Source organism: Klenkia taihuensis, assembly GCF_900112525.1.
Lineage (GTDB): Bacteria > Actinomycetota > Actinomycetes > Mycobacteriales > Geodermatophilaceae > Klenkia > Klenkia taihuensis.
This window is the reverse complement of the sequence record NZ_FOMD01000002.1, coordinates 527,104-543,899: the sequence shown is the minus strand read 5'-3', so window position 1 is coordinate 543,899 and position 16,796 is coordinate 527,104. Positions and strand designations below refer to the sequence as shown.

Sequence of the window (16,796 nt, the reverse complement as noted above, 5' to 3'; positions counted from 1 at the left end):
ATGACCCAGTCCCAGTCCCAGCGGGTGCCCGAGCCGGTCACCGGGCCGCTGCCGCGGGCGGCGGTGCCGCAGACCGCGCCCCCGCCCTCGGCCCCGCCCGGGGTGGAGCGGTGGCGGCTGCAGATCGTGCACCGCACGAAGTTCGCCTACGCCGGGCCGGTGCGCAGCTCCTACAACGAGGCCCGGATGACGCCGGAGAACTCGACCCGGCAGACCACCCTGCGCTCCCGCGTCGAGGTCGAGCCGGCCGCGACCATGCAGGCCTACCGCGACTACTGGGGCTCGACGGTCACCGCCTTCGACCTGCACGGCCCGCACCGCGAGCTCTCCCTCGTGGCCACCTCGGTGGTCGAGGCCGGCCCGGAGCCCGAGCAGGCCCCCGTCGTCGACTGGGCCGAGCTGGCCACGCCCGACGTCCTCGACCGGTTCGGCGAGATGCTGGCCCCCACCCGGCTCACCGCCATGGACGCCCCCGTCGTCCGGGCGGTGCGCGACGCGGTCGGCGACGCCGACCCCCGCGAGGCGGGCCTGCGGGTGTGCCGGTTCGTGCACGACCACATGCAGTACCTGTCCGGGTCCACGCACGTGAAGACCACCGCGATGCAGGCCTGGACCTCCGGGCGCGGGGTCTGCCAGGACATGGCGCACGTGTCGGTCGGGCTGCTGCGCGCCCTCGGCATCCCCGCGCGCTACGTCTCGGGCTACCTGCACCCGCGCCCCGGCGCGGCCATCGGCGAGCCGGTCAAGGGCGAGAGCCACGCGTGGGTGGAGTGGTGGGACGGCTCCTGGACCGGCTACGACCCGACCAACGTCGTCGACGTCGCCACCCGGCACGTCACGCTGGGTCGCGGCCGCGACTACAAGGACGTGCCGCCGCTCAAGGGCATCTTCTCCGGCCCGCGCAGCGAGGGGCACTCGGTCGTCGTCGAGGTCACCCGCCTGGCGTGACCTCGGGCGGGCGGTCCATCGGGGGAAGGTGGGCCGTCCGCTCCGGCACCCGGTGCCGCCACCAGTCCGGCGCCGCTGTCAGCCAGCTGTCGCCGAGGTCGGTGAGCCGGCCGTCGCTGCGCAGCGACGCCCAGCCGAAGGCCACCCGCACGCCCGCGGCCGCCATCAGCAGCTTCGCGGCCACCCTCAGCCGGCGGTGCTGCGGGGCCACGAACACCTGACCGACGACGCCGGTGGCCGCCGTCCAGCGGACCGCGCCGACCTGGTTGGCCCACCCGACGTCCAGCCGCGGCAGCACGTCCTCGCCCACCACGGCGCCGTCGTCCAGGTGCGCGGTGGAGAAGGCGACCAGGTCGACGTCCCCGCCCGGGGCGTCCGGCCCGGCCGCGCGCAGCACGCACCACAGGTGCGGGGCCCGCGGGGCGACGTCGGGGGAGACCAGCACCCGGGACGGCGCCCGCCCCGGCTGCGGCACGTGCGCCTCGACCTGCCACCCCGCCGGGCGCGCCGGCGGGCCGGGGAGGTCGACGACGGCGCCGTCGGGGAAGGCGTCGGACGCGGTGCCGACCAGGACGTGCCCGGCGCCGACGGCGTGCCGGGCGTACCAGAGGGAGGTCAGCGGGCGGCCCGACGGCGCCCGGCGACGACCGCGCCGGCGCCGGCGACCAGCAGCCCGCCACCGACCAGCGCGGCCGGCACGGCGTCGAACCCGGTGGTGGCCAGGGTCGGCGCGGCGGTGGCGGCGGGGGTCGCCGCGGACGGCACCACGGGGATGACCGGCGCGGCCTCCGCGACCGGGTCGGGCGCGGGCGCACCCGGCGCCACCGAGGGGTCACCGGGCTGGCCGCCGGACAGCTGCTCGAGCGGGTCGTAAAACACGATCGAGCCGGTGACGCCGTCCCGGTCCATGCCGTCGCCGGCCGGCGTCACCGACGGCGCGAAATCCATGGTCGTGCCCGGGGCGTCGACGACGGGGACCAGCTCGCCCGGGAACTCGACGGGCTGCCAGGTGCCGACCCCGTGCACGACGGCGTCGTCCCCGGCCGGCAGGTCGAACAAGCCCGAGGAGGGCGCCTGCACCTGGGTGATCGTGAACGTCTGGCCCGGCCAGACGCGGAGCAGGCCGGTGTCGGGGTCGACGTAGTCGCTGCCCTCGGGGAAGGCGCAGTCCCCGGCCTGGTCGGTGGTGCAGGAGACGCTGGAGGGGGTGCCGGTCTCGTCGGTGTCGTCCGGGAAGGCGACCTCGACGACCGCGCCCGACATGTCCTCCTCCTCCGGGGCGTCCACGTCAGGGTCGGGGGCGACCGAGATCTGCAGCTTGCCCATGCCGAAGTCGACCGGCTCCTCCGGCGTGCCCAGGTAGGAGGCGGGGGAGTTGGTCAGCACCACGGGAGCGAGGGCCGGGGCCTGCTCCGGGGTCTGGTCGGCCGGGGCCGTCGGGTCGACCATCGCCGAGGCGGCCGGTGCGGTCACCGTGCCCAGCGCGACGGTGGCGAGCAGCAGCCCGCCGACCTGGAGCGGACGGCGGGACAGGCGCGCGCGGGAGGTCACGCCCGGCCTATCGGCGGGCCCCGGTCGGGTCGTGACCGCCGGGACGGGGCGGGTCGGGGACGAGCTGGCGGGCCGGGACGCCGACGGCCTCGTCCGCGGGCGTCATCGGCGGCTGCCGCTCGCCGCCCGCGGGCACCCGGGCCCGCCACGCCGGCGACTGCGCGGACAACCAGGCGTCACCCAGGTCGGTCACCCGGCCGTCGCTGACCAGGGGTGCCCACCCGAGCGCCGACCGGACGGCGTCGGCCGTCACCACGACGCGGGTGCCGATCCGCCGTCGCCGGGCCCGCGGGGAGACGTACACCTGCGACACCAGGCCGGTGGACGGCGACCAGCGCACCGCGGCGACCTGGTCGGCCCAGGTCACGCCCGCGGTGGCCAGGGTGTCCACGCCCACCACCCGGCCGTCGGCCAGCGCGGCGGTGGAGAACGCGACCAGGTCGACGGCCTCCCCGTCCCCGGCGGGACCGAGCACGAACCACAGGTGCGGGGAGCCCGCGGCGAGCTCGGGCGAGACCTGCACCGTCACCGGCACGTGGCCGGCGTCGCGCACGTGGGCCTGCGCCAGCCAGCCCGCCGGGTGGGCCGGCGGGCCGGGCAGGTCGACGACGGTGCCGTCGGGGAAGCCGGGGCCGGCGACGGACACCAGCACGACCCCGCCCGCCGGGACGGCGTGCCGGGCGTACCAGACCGCCGTCCCGACCGGGGAGCTCACGCGGTGCGCCGCCGCCGCGTGCCGGCGACGGTGAGCACCGCGCCGCCGCTCAGGGCCAGGGCGCCCAGGCCGAGCAGCGGGGCGACCTCGACGCCGGTGTGCGCCAGTGCGGGCGTACCGGCGGCGGTCACGGTGAAGGTGACGCTGCTGGTCGCGCCGCTGGTCAGACCCACCGCGGTGACGGTGTGGGTGCCGGGCTCGAACCCGGCCGGCAGGGTGAAGGTGAACGTGGCGACGCCCTGGGCGTCGGCCACCGCGGTGCCGAGGTCGACGGGGGTCGAGTACAGCGTGCCCCGCACGGTCTCACCGGGCGTGAACCCGCCGGCGGTGATCGTCTGCTGACGACCGGCGGCCACCGTGGGGGCCGCGGCGGTGGCCGCCCCGGTGGTGCGGGGGGCGGTGGTGGGCGGGGTCGTGGTCGGCCCGGCCACCGTCAGCCGGAACGCGGTGTCCCGGGTACCGACCGAGGTCGCCGCCGGGACCGCGAAGGCGCGGGGCGCGACCGAGGGGGAGGCCGAGCCGGCCGGCCCGCTGGTCTGCACCACCAGGTAGTCACCGGGCAGGTGGGCACCCGGGAAGGTGGCCAGGCCCGAGGCGTCCGTGGTCGCGGTGAGGGGGTCGGCGTCGGGGTCGCAGGCGCGGTCCACCGCGGGGCACAGCTCGAAGCCGGCGCCGGCCAGGGGTGCATCGCCGGTCAGTGCCACCCCGAGGGTGCGGTAGCCGTGCTCGACGGGCAGGCCCACGAAGACCGTCGGGTAGATCTGGGCGGAGGGGCCCGTGGTGCTGTAGCCCTGCAGGGGGGTCGTCGGCGCGTCGAGCAGCTGGCCCGAGGTGGGCGGGCTGACCAGGGTCAGGGTGAAGACGGAGTTGTCCGGCAGGTGGGGGAAGCCGTTCCTCAGGGGCACGGTGCTGTCGGCGTCGAAGGTGCAGCCGGCGAAGGAGTCGTAGTCGATCGTGCAGGTGCCCCCGGCGGTCGAGGGGGCGCCCTCGACCTGGCTGAACTGCAGGTGCAGACGGGCACCGGTCGCGTCGAGGTCCTCCCCGTCGGGCAGGTCGTCGGTGACCAGGTCGAGGGCGAGCTTCCCGGTCCCGAAGTGCGCTCCCGTCGGCGTGGTGGTCGACGCCGTCGGCTGCTCGGCGGATGAGGAGGTCGCCGGCGACCCCGACGAGGTGGAGGCCGAGCTGCTGCTCGTGCTCGAGCCCGCGTCCGCCGTCGTCCCCGTGCTGGTGGTGTTGGTCGTCGCCCCGGTGTCCGTCTGGTCCGGCGGCGTCAGCAGCTCCGGCGCCGGGGCCGAGGTCGTGGCCGACGGCTCGGTCTGCGGCGCCGGGGTCTCCTCGGCCAGTGCGGCGGGCGCGGCGGCGACCCCGAGGGTGGTGGCGGCGAGGACCAGGCCGCCCAGCTGGAGGGGGCGGCGGGCGAGCAGGCGCGAGGTCACGGCGCGGCTATCGGCAGTGCACCACCGGGTCGGTACCGATCTGCTGGTCACGGCACGGACAGCCCTCCGCCGACGGTCGGCCGACCCGGCCTGGAACACTCGGGGGCCTCATGACATCTCCGCTCAACCTGGTCTCCCTGGAACGCGTCTCCAAGGCCCACGGCACCACGGTCCTGCTCGACGACGTCTCCCTGGGCATCGCCGCGGGGGAGCGGATCGGGGTCGTCGGCCGCAACGGCGGCGGCAAGTCCACCCTGCTGTCGGTGATCACCGGCGCGGAGCCGCCCGACGAGGGCCGGGTGACCATGCGCGGCGGCACCGCGCTGGGCGTGCTGGACCAGAGCGGCACCCTCCCGCCGGGCGCGACGGTGCACGACGTCGTCCTGTCCGGCTTCGGCGCCGAGCACGAGTGGGCCGCCGACGCCGCCGTCCGGTCGGTGCTCACCGGCCTGGAGCTCGACCGGCTCGGCCTGGACGCCCCGGTCGCCCCGATGTCGGGTGGCGAGCGGCGCCGGGTCGCGCTGGCCGCGCAGCTGGTCCGGCCGCTGGACCTGCTGGTCCTCGACGAGCCCACCAACCACCTCGACGTCGAGGGCGTCGCCTGGCTGGCCGAGTACGTCAAGGCCCGCGCCGGTGGCCTGCTGGTCGTCACCCACGACCGCTGGTTCCTCGACGAGGTCTGCACCACCACGTGGGAGGTCGCCGACGGCTCGGTGCACGCCTACGAGGGCGGGTACGCCGCCTACACGCTGGCCCGCGCCGAGCGCGCCCGGATCGCCAACGTCACCGAGGAGCGGCGGCTCAACCTGGTCCGCAAGGAGCTGGCCTGGCTGCGCCGGGGCCCGCCGGCCCGCACCAGCAAGCCGAAGTTCCGCATCGAGGCCGCGCAGGCGCTCATCGCCGACGAGCCGCCGGCCCGCGACTCGATGCAGCTGGCCAACTTCGCCGCGCGCCGGCTGGGCAAGACCGTCTACGAGCTGGAGGACGTGTCCTACGCCGTCCCCACGGACGACGGTCCGCGCACCCTGTTCAGCCACCTGGACTGGAACGTCGGTCCCGGTGACCGGATCGGCGTGGTCGGCGTCAACGGCGCCGGCAAGACCTCGCTGCTCAAGCTGCTGGTGGGCGAGAACGAGCCCGACGCCGGCACGGTCAAGGTGGGCCAGACGGTGTCGGTGGCCTACCTGTCCCAGCACGTCACCGAGCTGCCGCCGAAGGCGCGCGTGCTCGAGGCCGTGCAGGAGGTCTCCCGGATCGCCCGGCTGGGCAACCAGGAGGTCTCCGCCTCGACGCTGGCCGAGCGGTTCGGGTTCGCCGCCAACCGGCAGTGGACGCCGGTCGGCGACCTCTCCGGCGGCGAGCGGCGCCGGCTGCAGCTGCTGCGGCTGCTCATGGCCGAGCCCAACGTGCTGGTCCTCGACGAGCCGACCAACGACCTGGACATCGACACCCTCACCGCGCTGGAGGACCTGCTCGACGGGTTCCCCGGCACCGTGCTGGTCGTCAGCCACGACCGGTACTTCGTCGACCGGGTCTGCGACACCGTGGTCGCCCTGCTCGGCGACGGCTCGCTGGCCCAGCTCCCGGGCGGGGTCGAGGAGTACCTGCGCCGCCGCGCCGCGGGCCAGGCGCAGCTCTCCACCGCGGCCGGGTCGCCGTCGGGGGGAGCCCCGGCCGCACCGCAGGTCAGCGCCGCCGACGCCCGGGCCGCCCGCAAGGAGGTCCAGAAGCTCGAGCGCCGCATGCTGAAGCTGGACGGCGACGAGAGGAAGCTGCACGACCAGCTGCTGGCCGCCGCCACCGACCACGCCAAGGTGGCCGACCTCAACGCGCAGCTGCTCGCCGTGCAGGCCGAGAAGGACCAGGTCGAGACCGCCTGGCTGGAGGCCGCCGAGCTCGCCGAGGGCTGACGCACACCCTGCCGCGGTCAGTCGGGCGGCGCGGGCTCCTCGTGGTGGCAGCGGCGCTGGTGCTCCAGGACGTCGGCCAGCTTGATCCGGCGGTGGCTGCCCGGCTGGTCGTAGGGGATCGCGCCGTGCTCCAGCAGCCGGACGACGGTGGGCCTGCTCACCCCGAGCAGGTCGGCCGCCTCCTGCGTGGTCAGCGTGCGCTCGTGCGGGGTGAGCGTCACCGCCGCGCCGTGCGCGAAGGCGTCCAGCGCCGTGACCAGCACCTCGGCGACCTCGGCGGGCAGGTCGACCGCGCGCCCGTCGGAGCCGCACAGCCGCCACGGGCCCGGCGGCAGGGCCGGCAGCGAGGCCGGCGGGTGCACCGTCGACTCGCGCATCCGGGACTCCACGGGCAGACTGTAAATCGAACGAAACGAAACTGCGCGCCGATCGACGACCCCGACGGAGACCTGTGGGCCTGCTGCTCCTCGCACACCTCGTGGCTGCCGTGCTGGCGCCCGTCCTGGTGCACTGGTGGGGTCGCTCGGCCTACTACGCCCTCGCGCTCGTCCCCGCGGCCGGCTTCGCCTGGCTGCTCGCCCAGCTGTCCACCGTGCTCGACGGCGGCACCGTCGACGAGCGGACGACGTGGATCCCCGCGCTCGACCTCGACGTCACGCTGCGGCTGGACGTCCTCGCGCTGTCGGTCGCGGCGCTGGTCACCGGGGTCGGGGCGCTGGTGTTCGTCTACTGCGCCCGCTACTTCGAGCCCGGGGACGAGGGGCTGGGCCGGTTCGCCGGCGTCCTCATGGCCTTCGCGGGCTCGATGCTCGGCCTCGTCGTGGCCGACGACATGCTGCTGCTCTACGTGTTCTGGGAGCTGACCACCGTCTTCTCCTTCCTGCTGATCGGCGGCAGCGGCGCCAAGGTCGCCGGCCGCCGCGCCGCGCAGCAGGCCCTCGTCGTCACCACCGCGGGCGGGCTGGCGATGCTCGTCGGTCTGGTGATGGTCGGCCAGGCCAGCGGCAGCTACCTGCTCAGCGAGGTGGTCGCGGACCCCGGCAGCGGTCCGCAGGTCACCGTCGGGATCATGCTCGTGCTGGCCGGCGCGGTCACGAAGTCGGCGATGGTGCCCTTCCACTTCTGGCTGCCCGCCGCCATGGAGGCGCCCACCCCGACCAGCGCCTACCTGCACGCCGCGGCGATGGTGAAGGCCGGCATCTACCTGGTCGCCCGGCTGGCCCCCGGCTTCGCCGACACCCCGGGCTGGAAGCCGGTGCTCATCGGCCTGGGCCTGGCCACCATGCTGCTCGGCGGCTACCGCGCACTGCGCCAGTACGACCTCAAGCTGCTGCTCGCCTTCGGCACCGTCAGCCAGCTGGGCTTCCTCGTGGTCCTGCTCGGCACCGGCAGCCGGGAGGCCGCGGCCGCCGGCGTGGCGATGCTGCTGGCGCACGGCCTGTTCAAGTCCACCCTGTTCCTCTGCGTCGGCGTCGTCGACCACGCCTGCGGCACCCGAGACCTGCGCGAGATCTCCGGCCTCGGCCGCCGGCTGCCCGTCCTGGCCGTCACCGCCGGGCTGGCCGCGGCCTCGATGGCCGGCCTGCCGCCGCTGCTGGGCTTCGTCGGCAAGGAGGCGGCCTTCACCGCCTTCCTGGACGGCGGGCTGGAGTCGCGCACCTGGGCCCTGCTGACCCTGCTCGGCCTCGTCCTCGGCTCGGTGCTCACCGTCGCCTACACCGCGCGCTTCCTGTGGGGCGCCTTCGGCAGCGGGGGAGCGGTCCGCCGCTGCGCCGCCGGGGAGCCCCGGCCCGCGCACCTGCACCGGCCCGGCCCGGCCTTCCTCGCCGCGCCCGTGCTGCTCGCCGCGCTGGGCCTGCTCGCCGGCCCCTTCTCCGCCCTCCTCGAGCCGCTGGTCGCGCCCTACGCCGACACCCTGCCGCTGGTCGCGGAGGAGGCCGAGGAGCTCAAGATCTGGCACGGCCTGCAGCCGGCCCTGCTGCTCTCGCTGGTCACCGTGCTCGGCGGCCTCGCGCTGTTCACCGGCCGGGACGCCGTCGCCCGCCTGCAGCGCCGGATCGCCGTCGACGCCTCCGCCGACGAGGGCTACTGGCACGCCATGCGCGGCCTGGACCGCGTCGCCCAGACCAGCACCCGCAGCACCCAGCGCGGCTCGCTGCCCACCTACCTCGGCGTCATCCTCACCGTGCTGGTCGTGCTGCCGGGGTCGGTGCTGGTGTTCCGCGCGCCCTGGCCGGACGCCGTCCGGCCGTGGGACACCCCCGTGCAGGCCGTCGTCGGCGTGGTCATCCTCGGCGCGGCCGCGCTGGCCGTGCGGATCCGGCAGCGGCTGTCCGCCGTCCTGGTCGTCGGCGTCACCGGCTACGGCGTCGGCGTGCTGTTCGCCCTGCAGGGCGCCCCCGACCTCGCGCTCACCCAGTTCCTGGTCGAGACGCTCACCCTGGTCACCTTCGTGCTGGTGCTGCGCAAGCTGCCCAAGGACATCTCCGAGCGGCACCGGGCCAAGGAGCGCACCGCCCGCGGGGTCGTCGCCCTCGCCGTCGGCGCGCTCATGGCCGGGGTCGGCGTGGTCGCCCTCGGCGCCCGGACGGCGACGCCGGTCTCGGTCGACTTCCCCGAGCAGGCCTACTCCTTCGGCGGCGGCGAGAACATCGTCAACGTCACCCTGGTCGACATCCGCGCCTGGGACACCCTGCTGGAGATCTCGCTGCTGGTCGTGGTGGCCACCGGCGTCGCCAGCCTGGTGTTCATCCGGCAGCGCACCGGCGCCGTCGCCCGGGCCACCGGCGGTGACACCCGCTCCGCCCGCGGCCGCCGCGCCCCGCGCGACCGCTGGCTGGCCGCCAGCGCCACGCTCTCCCCGCAGCGCCGGTCGGTGATCCTCGAGGTGGTCACCCGGGTGCTGTTCCACACCATCGTCGTGCTCAGCGTCTACCTGCTCTTCAGCGGCCACAACGTGCCCGGCGGCGGGTTCGCCGGGGGCCTGGTCGCGGGCCTCGCGCTCGTGCTGCGCTACCTGGCCGGCGGCCGCTACGAGCTCGGCGAGGCCGCCCCGGTCGACCCCGGCAAGCTGCTCGGCGCCGGCCTGCTGCTGGCCGGCACCACCGGCATCGCCGGCCTGGTCCTGGGCGTCGACGCCCTGCAGACCACGATCCTGCAGCAGACGCTGCCCGTGCTCGGCGACGTCAAGCTGGTGACCTCGCTGTTCTTCGACTTCGGCGTCTACCTCATCGTCGTCGGCCTGGTGCTCGACGTGCTGCGCAGCCTCGGCGCGCAGATCGACGCCGACGAGGAGCACGCCGACGACGACGGCGACCCGGCCGAGGGCCCCGGCGGGCACGAGGCGCTCGCCACCACCGGGGGCGGTGCCCGGTGATCCCCACCGTCGTCCTGCCGGTCATCATCGGCGGCCTCTACGCCGCCGGTGTCTACCTGCTCCTGGACCGCAGCCTGACCCGTGTCCTGCTGGGCTTCCTGCTGCTGGGCAACGCGACCAACGTGCTGATCCTGTCCGCCGGCGGGGTGGCCGGGCTCGCCCCGATCCTCCCCGTCGACGACGTCGGCGACATCAACGACCCGCTGCCGCAGGCGCTGGTGCTCACCGCCATCGTGATCACCTTCGGCATCTCCGCGTTCGTGCTGGCGATGATCTACCGCTCCTGGCGGCTGGTCCGCGACGAGGTCGTGCAGGACGACGCCGAGGACCTGCGGGTGGCCACCCGCGAGGAGGTCGACGCCGACGAGCGCGACCCCGAGGACATGCCGCTGGCCGACCGTGGCCCCGGCGACGGCTTCACCGTCGAGCGCGAACCGCTGGTCGGGGAGGTCACCCCGCCCTCCGACGACGTCGACCTGGAGCTGGCCCGCGCGGAGGCGGCGGAGAACGAGTCCGCCGAGGCCCGCGCCGCCGGCGACCCCGACCGCACCCCCGCGGGTGGCCGCCCCGTCGACCGGGAGGAGGAGCACTGATGGAGGACCTCATCCGGGTGCTCACCCCGCTGCCGGTGCTGCTGCCGCTGCTCGGCGCGGCCGGCGCGCTGCTGGTCGGCCGGCACCCGCACACCCAGCGGGTGCTGTCGGTCGTGGTGCTCTCGGGCGTGCTGGCCGTCTCGGTCGCGCTGCTCGTGCTCGCCGACGACCAGGGCGCCACCTCGGTCTCCGTCGGCGGGTGGCCGGTGCCGCTGGGCATCGTGCTGGTCGTCGACCGGCTCTCCGCGCTCATGCTCGTGGTCGCCAACACCGTGACCCTCGGCGTCCTGGTGTTCGCCGTCGGGCAGGGCATGGCCGACGGCGAGGAGACCGACACCCCGCTGTCGATCTTCCACCCGACCTACCTGATCCTGGTCGCCGGCGTGAGCAACGCCTTCCTGGCCGGCGACCTGTTCAACCTCTACGTCGGCTTCGAGGTGCTGCTGGCGGCCAGCTACGTGCTGCTCACCCTGGGCGGCACCGCGGGCCGGATCCGCGCGGGCATCACCTACGTGGTGGTCAGCCTGATGAGCTCGCTGGTCTTCCTGGCCGCGATCGCGCTGGTCTACGCCGCCACCGGCACGGTCAACATGGCCCAGCTCGCCGTCCGGCTGGGCGAGCTGCCCGCCGGCACCCAGCTGCTGCTGCAGTCGATGCTGCTGGTCGCCTTCGGCATCAAGGCCGCGGTCTTCCCGCTCTCGGCCTGGCTGCCCGACAGCTACCCGACCGCCCCGGCGCCGGTCACCGCGGTGTTCGCCGGGCTGCTCACCAAGGTCGGCGTCTACGCCATCATCCGCACCAACACGCTGCTGTTCCCCGACGGGGCGCTGGACGACGTCCTGCTCTGGGCGGCGCTGGCCACGATGGTCATCGGCATCCTCGGCGCCGTCGCGCAGACCGACATCAAACGGATGCTGTCGTTCACCCTGGTCAGCCACATCGGCTACATGGTGTTCGGCATCGCCCTGGGGACGGCGGCGGGGCTGGCCGGCGCGGTGTTCTACGTGGTGCACCACATCGCCATCCAGACCACGCTGTTCCTGGCCACCGGGCTGGTCGAGCGCCGCGGCGGCACCACCAACACCGAGAAGCTCGGCGGGCTGGCCAAGGCCTCCCCGCTGCTGGCGATCCTCTTCTTCGTCCCCGCGATGAACCTGGCCGGCATCCCGCCGCTGTCGGGGTTCATCGGCAAGCTCGGCCTCATCGAGGCCGGCGTCGCGCTCGGCGGCGCCGGGCCCTACGTGCTGGTCGGCGGGGCGGTGGTGACCAGCCTGCTCACCCTGGTCGCCGTCGCCCGCGTGTGGGGCCGGGCCTTCTGGCGGCCGCGCGCGGTCGACACCGCCGACGAGGACCTCGAGGCCACCCGCCCGGCCGCGGGCACCTCGGCCACCACCGCCCAGCTGCAGGAGAACCGGCTGCCCCGGCTGATGGTCGCGGCCACCGCGGGCTTCGTCGTCGTGACCTTGGCGCTGACCGTCTTCGGCGGCGTGCTCTACGGCGTCGCCGACCGCGCCGCGGTCGACCTGCTCGACCGGACGCCCTACCTGGAGTCGGTGTTCGGGCTGGAGGTGATCAGGTGAGCGCGCGGGTGGGCCGGTTGCGCCAGCAGGGGCTGCTGCTGGTCTGGCTGGTGCTGGTCTGGAACCTGCTGTGGGGCACCTTCTCCTGGGCGAACCTGCTCAGCGGGGCCCTGCTCGCGGTCGTGGTGACCACGCTGCTGCCGCTGCCGCCGGTCACCACCAGCGGGCGGTTCCGGCCGCTGGCCGCGCTGCGCTTCCTCGGCCGGTTCCTCCTGGACCTGCTGGTGTCCAGCGTGGAGGTCTCCTGGCTGGCGTTCCGGCCGGGCCGGCACCGCTCGGCGATCATCACCGTGCAGCTGCGCACCGACTCCGACCTGCTGCTCACCGTCATCGCCGAGGCGCTGTCGCTGGTGCCCGGGTCGCTGGTGCTCGACCTGGACCGCGAGCGGAAGGTCATGGCCATCCACCTGGTGCAGGTCCGCGACGCCGCCCACGTGGAGCGGCAGCGGGCGAACGTGCTCGGGATGGAGGACCGCGTGGTGCGGGCGTTCGGCTCCGCCGAGGACATCGCCCGCCTCGACGACCCGAGCACCGAGACGCCCGAGACCGAGGGGGTGGGCCGGCGATGACCGTCGTCGCGATCGTGTGCTTCGCGCTGCTGGGCGCGGGGGCGGTGCTGATCCTGGCCCGGCTGGCCCTGGGCCCGTCGCTGCTGGACCGGGTGGTGTCCACCGACGCCCTGCTGGTCACCATCGCCTGCGGCATCGCCGTCTACTGCGCGGTGTACCGCGACATCTCGCTGGAACCGGTGCTGCTGGTCGTGGCGCTGCTGGCCTTCGTCGGCTCGGTGTCGGTGGCCCGCTACATCGGCGGCATGCTGGTCAAGGCCGAGGAGACCCCGGAGGAGCGGTCATGACCGTCGCCGACGTCGTCGCCTCGGTCTGCCTGGTCGCGGGCAGCTTCCTGTGCCTGACCGCCGGGCTCGGCCTGGTGCGCTTCCCCGACGTGCTCAACCGGATGCACGCGGCCACCAAGCCGCAGGTGCTCGGCGTGCTGCTGGTGATGACCGGCGCGGTCATCCGGCTCGTCGGCCAGCCCATCGTGTGGATGCTGGTGCTGGTCGCGGTCTTCCAGCTGCTCACCGCCCCGGTCAGCGCGCACCTGGTCAGCCGGGTCGCCTACCGGCGCCGGCACGTGCGCCGCGACCTGCTGCTGGTCGACGAGCTCGGCGTGCCCGCCCCGTCGGGGTCCACCGCCGCGGCCCGGGCCGACGAGCCCGCCGAGGGTCCGGAGCGCGCCGGCGGCTGAGGCGTCACCGGAAGTCGCGGGACGTCGTCCGGGCGGTGATCGCCAGCTTCTCCAGCCGCTCGGCGACCAGGTTCACCACGCCCGCGTTCCGCTCCAGCCGGCCGTGCACCACCAGTGCCGAGGACTCCCGCGCGACCCGCCGGTGCCGCGCCCACACCCCGGTGGACACGATCACGTTCACCAGCCCGGTCTCGTCCTCCAGGTTGAGGAACGTGGTGCCCCCCGCCGTCGCCGGGCGCTGCCGGTGGGTGACCACCCCGCCCACCCGCACCCGGGTGCCCGACGTCGCGGTGAGCAGCCCGGACGCCGGCAGCACCCCGGCGGCGTCGAGCTGGGCGCGCACGTGCTGCACCGGGTGGCTGGCGGGGGAGATCGCGGTGGCCCACAGGTCGGCCATCGTCTCCTCGGCGGGGCTCATCCCCGGCAGCATCGGCGGCGGCTCCACCACCCCGGACCCGGGCAACCGGTCGGCCCGCTCCTGCGCCGCCCGGCCGGCCTCCCACAGCGCCTGCCGGCGGGTGAGGCCCAGCCCGTCGAAGGCCCCGGCGGTGGCCAGCGCCTCCAGCTGCGGGGCGGTCAGCCCGGTGCGCAGCACCAGGTCGGCCAGCGAGGTGAACGGCCCGCCCTCGTCGCGGGCGGCCACGACCCGCTCGGCGTCGGCCTCGCCGATCGACCGCACCCCGGCCAGCCCCAGCCGGACGGCGAACCCCTCGTCGAGGCGGTGGTCGGCGGTGTCGAAGGGGGCGTGCGGGTCGAACTCGCCGGTCGGCGGCTGGTCGGGGGCCCGGCACGCAGCGGGCCCGACGGGGCGTGGGCCGTCGTCGGTGCGTTCGAGGTCGGCGTGCACCCCGGACCGCAGGACGTCGGGGGTGAGCACCTGCACGCCGTGCCGGCGGGCGTCGGCGACCAGGGTCTGCGGGGAGTAGAAGCCCATCGGCTGGGCGCGCAGCAGCGCGGCCAGGAACGCCGCCGGGTAGTGCAGCTTGAACCAGCTGGAGGTGTAGACCAGCAGCGCGAAGCTGATCGAGTGGCTCTCGGCGAACCCGAAGTTCGCGAACGCCTCGATCTTGGCGTAGATGCTCTCGGCCAGCTCCCCGGTGATGCCGTGCGAGGCCATCCCCGCGAACAGCGTGGCCCGCAGCGACCCGATCTTCTCCTTGCCGCGCTTGGACCCCATCGCCCGGCGCAGCAGGTCGGCGTCGTCGCCGGTGCACCCGCCGACGGCGACGGCGATCTGCATGAGCTGCTCCTGGAACAGCGGGACGCCCAGCGTGCGGGCCAGCACCGGCTCCAGCAGCGGGTGCGGGTAGGTGACCGGCTCCTGGCCCAGCTTGCGCCGGATGAACGGGTGCACCGCGCCGCCCTGGATGGGCCCGGGCCGGATCAGCGCGATGTCGATGACCAGGTGGTAGAACTCGCGCGGCTGCAGCCGGGGCAGGGTGCCCATCTGCGCCCGGCTCTCGACCTGGAAGACCCCGACGGAGTCGGCCCGGCAGAGCATGTCGTAGACCCCGGGCTCCTCCTTGGGCACCGAGTCCAGCGTCCAGCGCTCCCCGGTGTGGTCGGCGACGAGGTCGAAGCAGTACTGCAGCGCGGCCAGCATGCCCAGCCCCAGCAGGTCGAACTTGACCAGCCCCATCGCGGCGCAGTCGTCCTTGTCCCACTGCAGGACGGTGCGCTGCTCCTTGCGGGCGTGCTCGATCGGGCACACCTCGCCCACCGGCCGGTCGGTGAGCACCATGCCGCCGGAGTGGATGCCCAGGTGCCGCGGGAAGCCCAGCAGCTGCTCGGCCATCTCCACCACCGCCGGCGGGATGTCGTGCTCCTCGGTGGTGGCCACCGACCCCCACGTCTCGACCTGCTTGGACCAGGCGTCCTGCTGGCCGGTGCTGTAGCCCAGCGCCTTGGCCACGTCGCGCACGGCCAGCTTGGGCCGGTAGGTGATCACGTTGGCCACCTGCGCGGCGTTGCGCCGGCCGTAGCGGCCGTAGACGTACTGGATCACCTCCTCGCGGCGGTCGGAGTCGAAGTCGACGTCGATGTCGGGCTCCTCGTCGCGGGTGGTCGACAGGAACCGCTCGAAGGGCAGCCCGAAGCGGACCGGGTCGACCGCGGTGATCTCCAGCAGGTAGCAGACCAGCGAGTTCGCCGCCGACCCGCGGCCCTGGCAGAGGATGCCGCGCTGCCGGGCGTAGGCGACCAGGTCGTGGACGATGAGGAAGTAGCCGGGGAAGTCCTTGGCCTCGATGACGTCGAGCTCGCGGTCGACCCGCTGCGCGTAGTCGCGCTCGAAGGCCGCCGACCAGGTCCCCGGCGGGCCGAACCGCGCGGCCGCGCCCCGGGCGACCAGCTCGCGCAGCCAGCTCATCGGGGTGTGCCCGGGCGGGAGGTCCATCCGCGGCAGCTTCGGGCGGGCCAGCTCCAGCGGGAAGGCCAGCGCGTCGGCGATCTCCACCGACCGGGCCACCGCCCCCGGGTAGCGGGCGAACCGGGCCGCCATCTCGGCCCCCGACCGCAGGTGCGCCGCGCCCGTGGCGGGCAGCCACCCGTCGATGCCGGTCAGGTCGCGCCGCGCCCGGACGGCGGCCAGCGCCCCGGCCAGCCGCCGACCGTCGGGGGTGGCCACGTGCACGTTGCCGGTGGCCACCACCGGCAACCCGGCCGCAGCGGCCAGCCCCGCGACGGCGTCGTTGGTGCGGGAGTCGGTGGGGTGGCCGTGGTCGACGAGCTCGGCGACCACGTTGTCCCGGCCGAACAGGGCGGTGAGCCGGTCCAGCTCGGCGGCCGCGGCGTCGTGCCCGCCGGTGGCCAGCGCGCTGCGCACGCTGCCCTTGCGGCAGCCGGTGAGCACCAGCCAGTCACCGCCGGCGTCGGCGGCCAGCTCCTCCAGGTCGTAGACCGGCCGGCCCTTCTCCGCCCCGCGCAGCTGGGCGCGGGTGATCGCCGCGGCCAGCCGGTGGTAGCCGGCGGTGCCGCGGGCCAGCACCAGCAGGTGGGTGCCCTCGGGGTCGGCGACGCCGTTCTGCGGGCCGGTCAGCCCCAGCGACAGCTCGGCGCCCACCACGGTGCGCAGGCCGTGCGCGCGGGCGGCCTCGGCGGCGCGGACCACGCCGTAGAACCCGTCGTGGTCGGTGACCGCCAGTGCCGACAGCCCCAGCCGCACCGCCTCGGCGACCAGGTCCTCGGGGTGGCTGGCGCCGTCGAGGAAGCTGAAGTTGGTGTGGCAGTGCAGCTCGGCGTAGGGCACCACCGGCTGCGCCGGGGGCCGGGGCAGCAGGTCGGCCGGCGGGACGTAGGGCTGCCGCTTGCGCGACCAGGCCGGGCTGTCGCCGCCGTCGCCCTGCTCGGGCCGGCCGGGCCGGTGCCGGTCGGAGAGCGTGCGCTCCAGCTCCGACCACGGGATGGGTGGGTTCTGCCAGCCCATCAGGACTCCTCGCGG

The 16,796-nt window shown here is 75.1% G+C and carries 14 protein-coding genes; 8 read left to right on the top strand and 6 right to left on the bottom strand.

Annotation, left to right across the window (positions count from 1 at the left end):
- Positions 1-948 carry a transglutaminase family protein gene (locus tag BM158_RS10580; protein WP_091557700.1) on the top strand — a complete coding sequence of 316 codons (948 nt, stop codon included), beginning with the start codon at positions 1-3 and terminating at the stop codon, positions 946-948.
- On the opposite strand, the gene BM158_RS10575 is transcribed toward BM158_RS10580, so the two are convergent.
- The 4 genes from BM158_RS10575 to BM158_RS10560 form a co-directional block, all read right to left on the bottom strand.
- Positions 932-1,423, bottom strand: a complete 492-nt coding sequence (locus tag BM158_RS10575; protein WP_091557697.1) for a GNAT family protein — start codon at positions 1,421-1,423, stop codon at positions 932-934. The two genes, BM158_RS10580 and BM158_RS10575, sit on opposite strands and share 17 nt — an antisense overlap.
- A 140-nt stretch (positions 1,424-1,563) precedes the next feature.
- Positions 1,564-2,499, bottom strand: a complete 936-nt coding sequence (locus BM158_RS10570) for a hypothetical protein (protein ID WP_091557695.1) — start codon at positions 2,497-2,499, stop codon at positions 1,564-1,566.
- Between the two features lie 7 nt (positions 2,500-2,506).
- Positions 2,507-3,214: a hypothetical protein gene (locus BM158_RS10565; RefSeq protein ID WP_091557693.1), complete on the bottom strand. Its 708-nt coding sequence runs from the start codon at positions 3,212-3,214 to the stop codon at positions 2,507-2,509.
- On the bottom strand, positions 3,211-4,650 hold the full coding sequence (locus tag BM158_RS10560; protein ID WP_091557691.1) for a prealbumin-like fold domain-containing protein: 1,440 nt from the start codon (positions 4,648-4,650) through the stop codon (positions 3,211-3,213). Before BM158_RS10560 ends, BM158_RS10565 begins: the two co-directional genes overlap by 4 nt.
- A gap of 110 nt (positions 4,651-4,760) precedes the next feature.
- On the opposite strand from BM158_RS10560, the gene BM158_RS10555 reads away from it, so the two are divergent.
- Positions 4,761-6,560, top strand: a complete 1,800-nt coding sequence (locus BM158_RS10555; protein WP_091557689.1) for an ABC-F family ATP-binding cassette domain-containing protein — start codon at positions 4,761-4,763, stop codon at positions 6,558-6,560.
- 17 nt (positions 6,561-6,577) lie between these two features.
- Here the strand turns inward: BM158_RS10555 and BM158_RS10550 are convergent, their stop codons facing one another.
- Positions 6,578-6,949, bottom strand: a complete 372-nt coding sequence (locus tag BM158_RS10550; protein ID WP_207506378.1) for a helix-turn-helix domain-containing protein — start codon at positions 6,947-6,949, stop codon at positions 6,578-6,580.
- Positions 6,950-7,011: 62 nt separating this feature from the next.
- Here BM158_RS10550 and BM158_RS10545 point away from each other — a divergent pair, with 62 nt between their 5' ends.
- Genes BM158_RS10545 through mnhG form a run of 6 tightly spaced genes read left to right on the top strand, consistent with a single transcriptional unit; the run spans position 7,012 to position 13,357 of the window.
- Complete coding sequence (locus tag BM158_RS10545) at positions 7,012-9,936, top strand: Na+/H+ antiporter subunit A (protein WP_091557683.1); 2,925 nt, start codon at positions 7,012-7,014, stop codon at positions 9,934-9,936.
- Positions 9,933-10,529 (top strand): Na(+)/H(+) antiporter subunit C, encoded by a 597-nt coding sequence (locus BM158_RS10540; protein ID WP_091557679.1) that lies wholly within the window; start codon positions 9,933-9,935, stop codon positions 10,527-10,529. Before BM158_RS10545 ends, BM158_RS10540 begins: the two co-directional genes overlap by 4 nt.
- Entirely contained in the window at positions 10,529-12,109 is a 1,581-nt protein-coding gene (locus tag BM158_RS10535; protein WP_091557676.1) for a Na+/H+ antiporter subunit D, read from the top strand. The genes BM158_RS10540 and BM158_RS10535 overlap by 1 nt, the downstream gene beginning before the upstream one ends.
- A complete protein-coding gene (locus tag BM158_RS10530) occupies positions 12,106-12,678 on the top strand; it encodes a Na+/H+ antiporter subunit E (RefSeq protein WP_091557672.1) in 573 nt (190 codons plus the stop codon). The genes BM158_RS10535 and BM158_RS10530 overlap by 4 nt, the downstream gene beginning before the upstream one ends.
- Positions 12,675-12,965: an MrpF/PhaF family protein gene (locus BM158_RS10525; protein ID WP_091557669.1), complete on the top strand. Its 291-nt coding sequence runs from the start codon at positions 12,675-12,677 to the stop codon at positions 12,963-12,965. Before BM158_RS10530 ends, BM158_RS10525 begins: the two co-directional genes overlap by 4 nt.
- Positions 12,962-13,357 (top strand): monovalent cation/H(+) antiporter subunit G, encoded by a 396-nt coding sequence (gene mnhG, locus BM158_RS10520; protein WP_091557666.1) that lies wholly within the window; start codon positions 12,962-12,964, stop codon positions 13,355-13,357. Before BM158_RS10525 ends, mnhG begins: the two co-directional genes overlap by 4 nt.
- Before the next feature lie 4 nt (positions 13,358-13,361).
- Here the strand turns inward: mnhG and BM158_RS10515 are convergent, their stop codons facing one another.
- Complete coding sequence (locus BM158_RS10515) at positions 13,362-16,781, bottom strand: error-prone DNA polymerase (RefSeq protein WP_091557663.1); 3,420 nt, start codon at positions 16,779-16,781, stop codon at positions 13,362-13,364.
- Between the last annotated feature and the right edge of the window lie 15 nt (positions 16,782-16,796).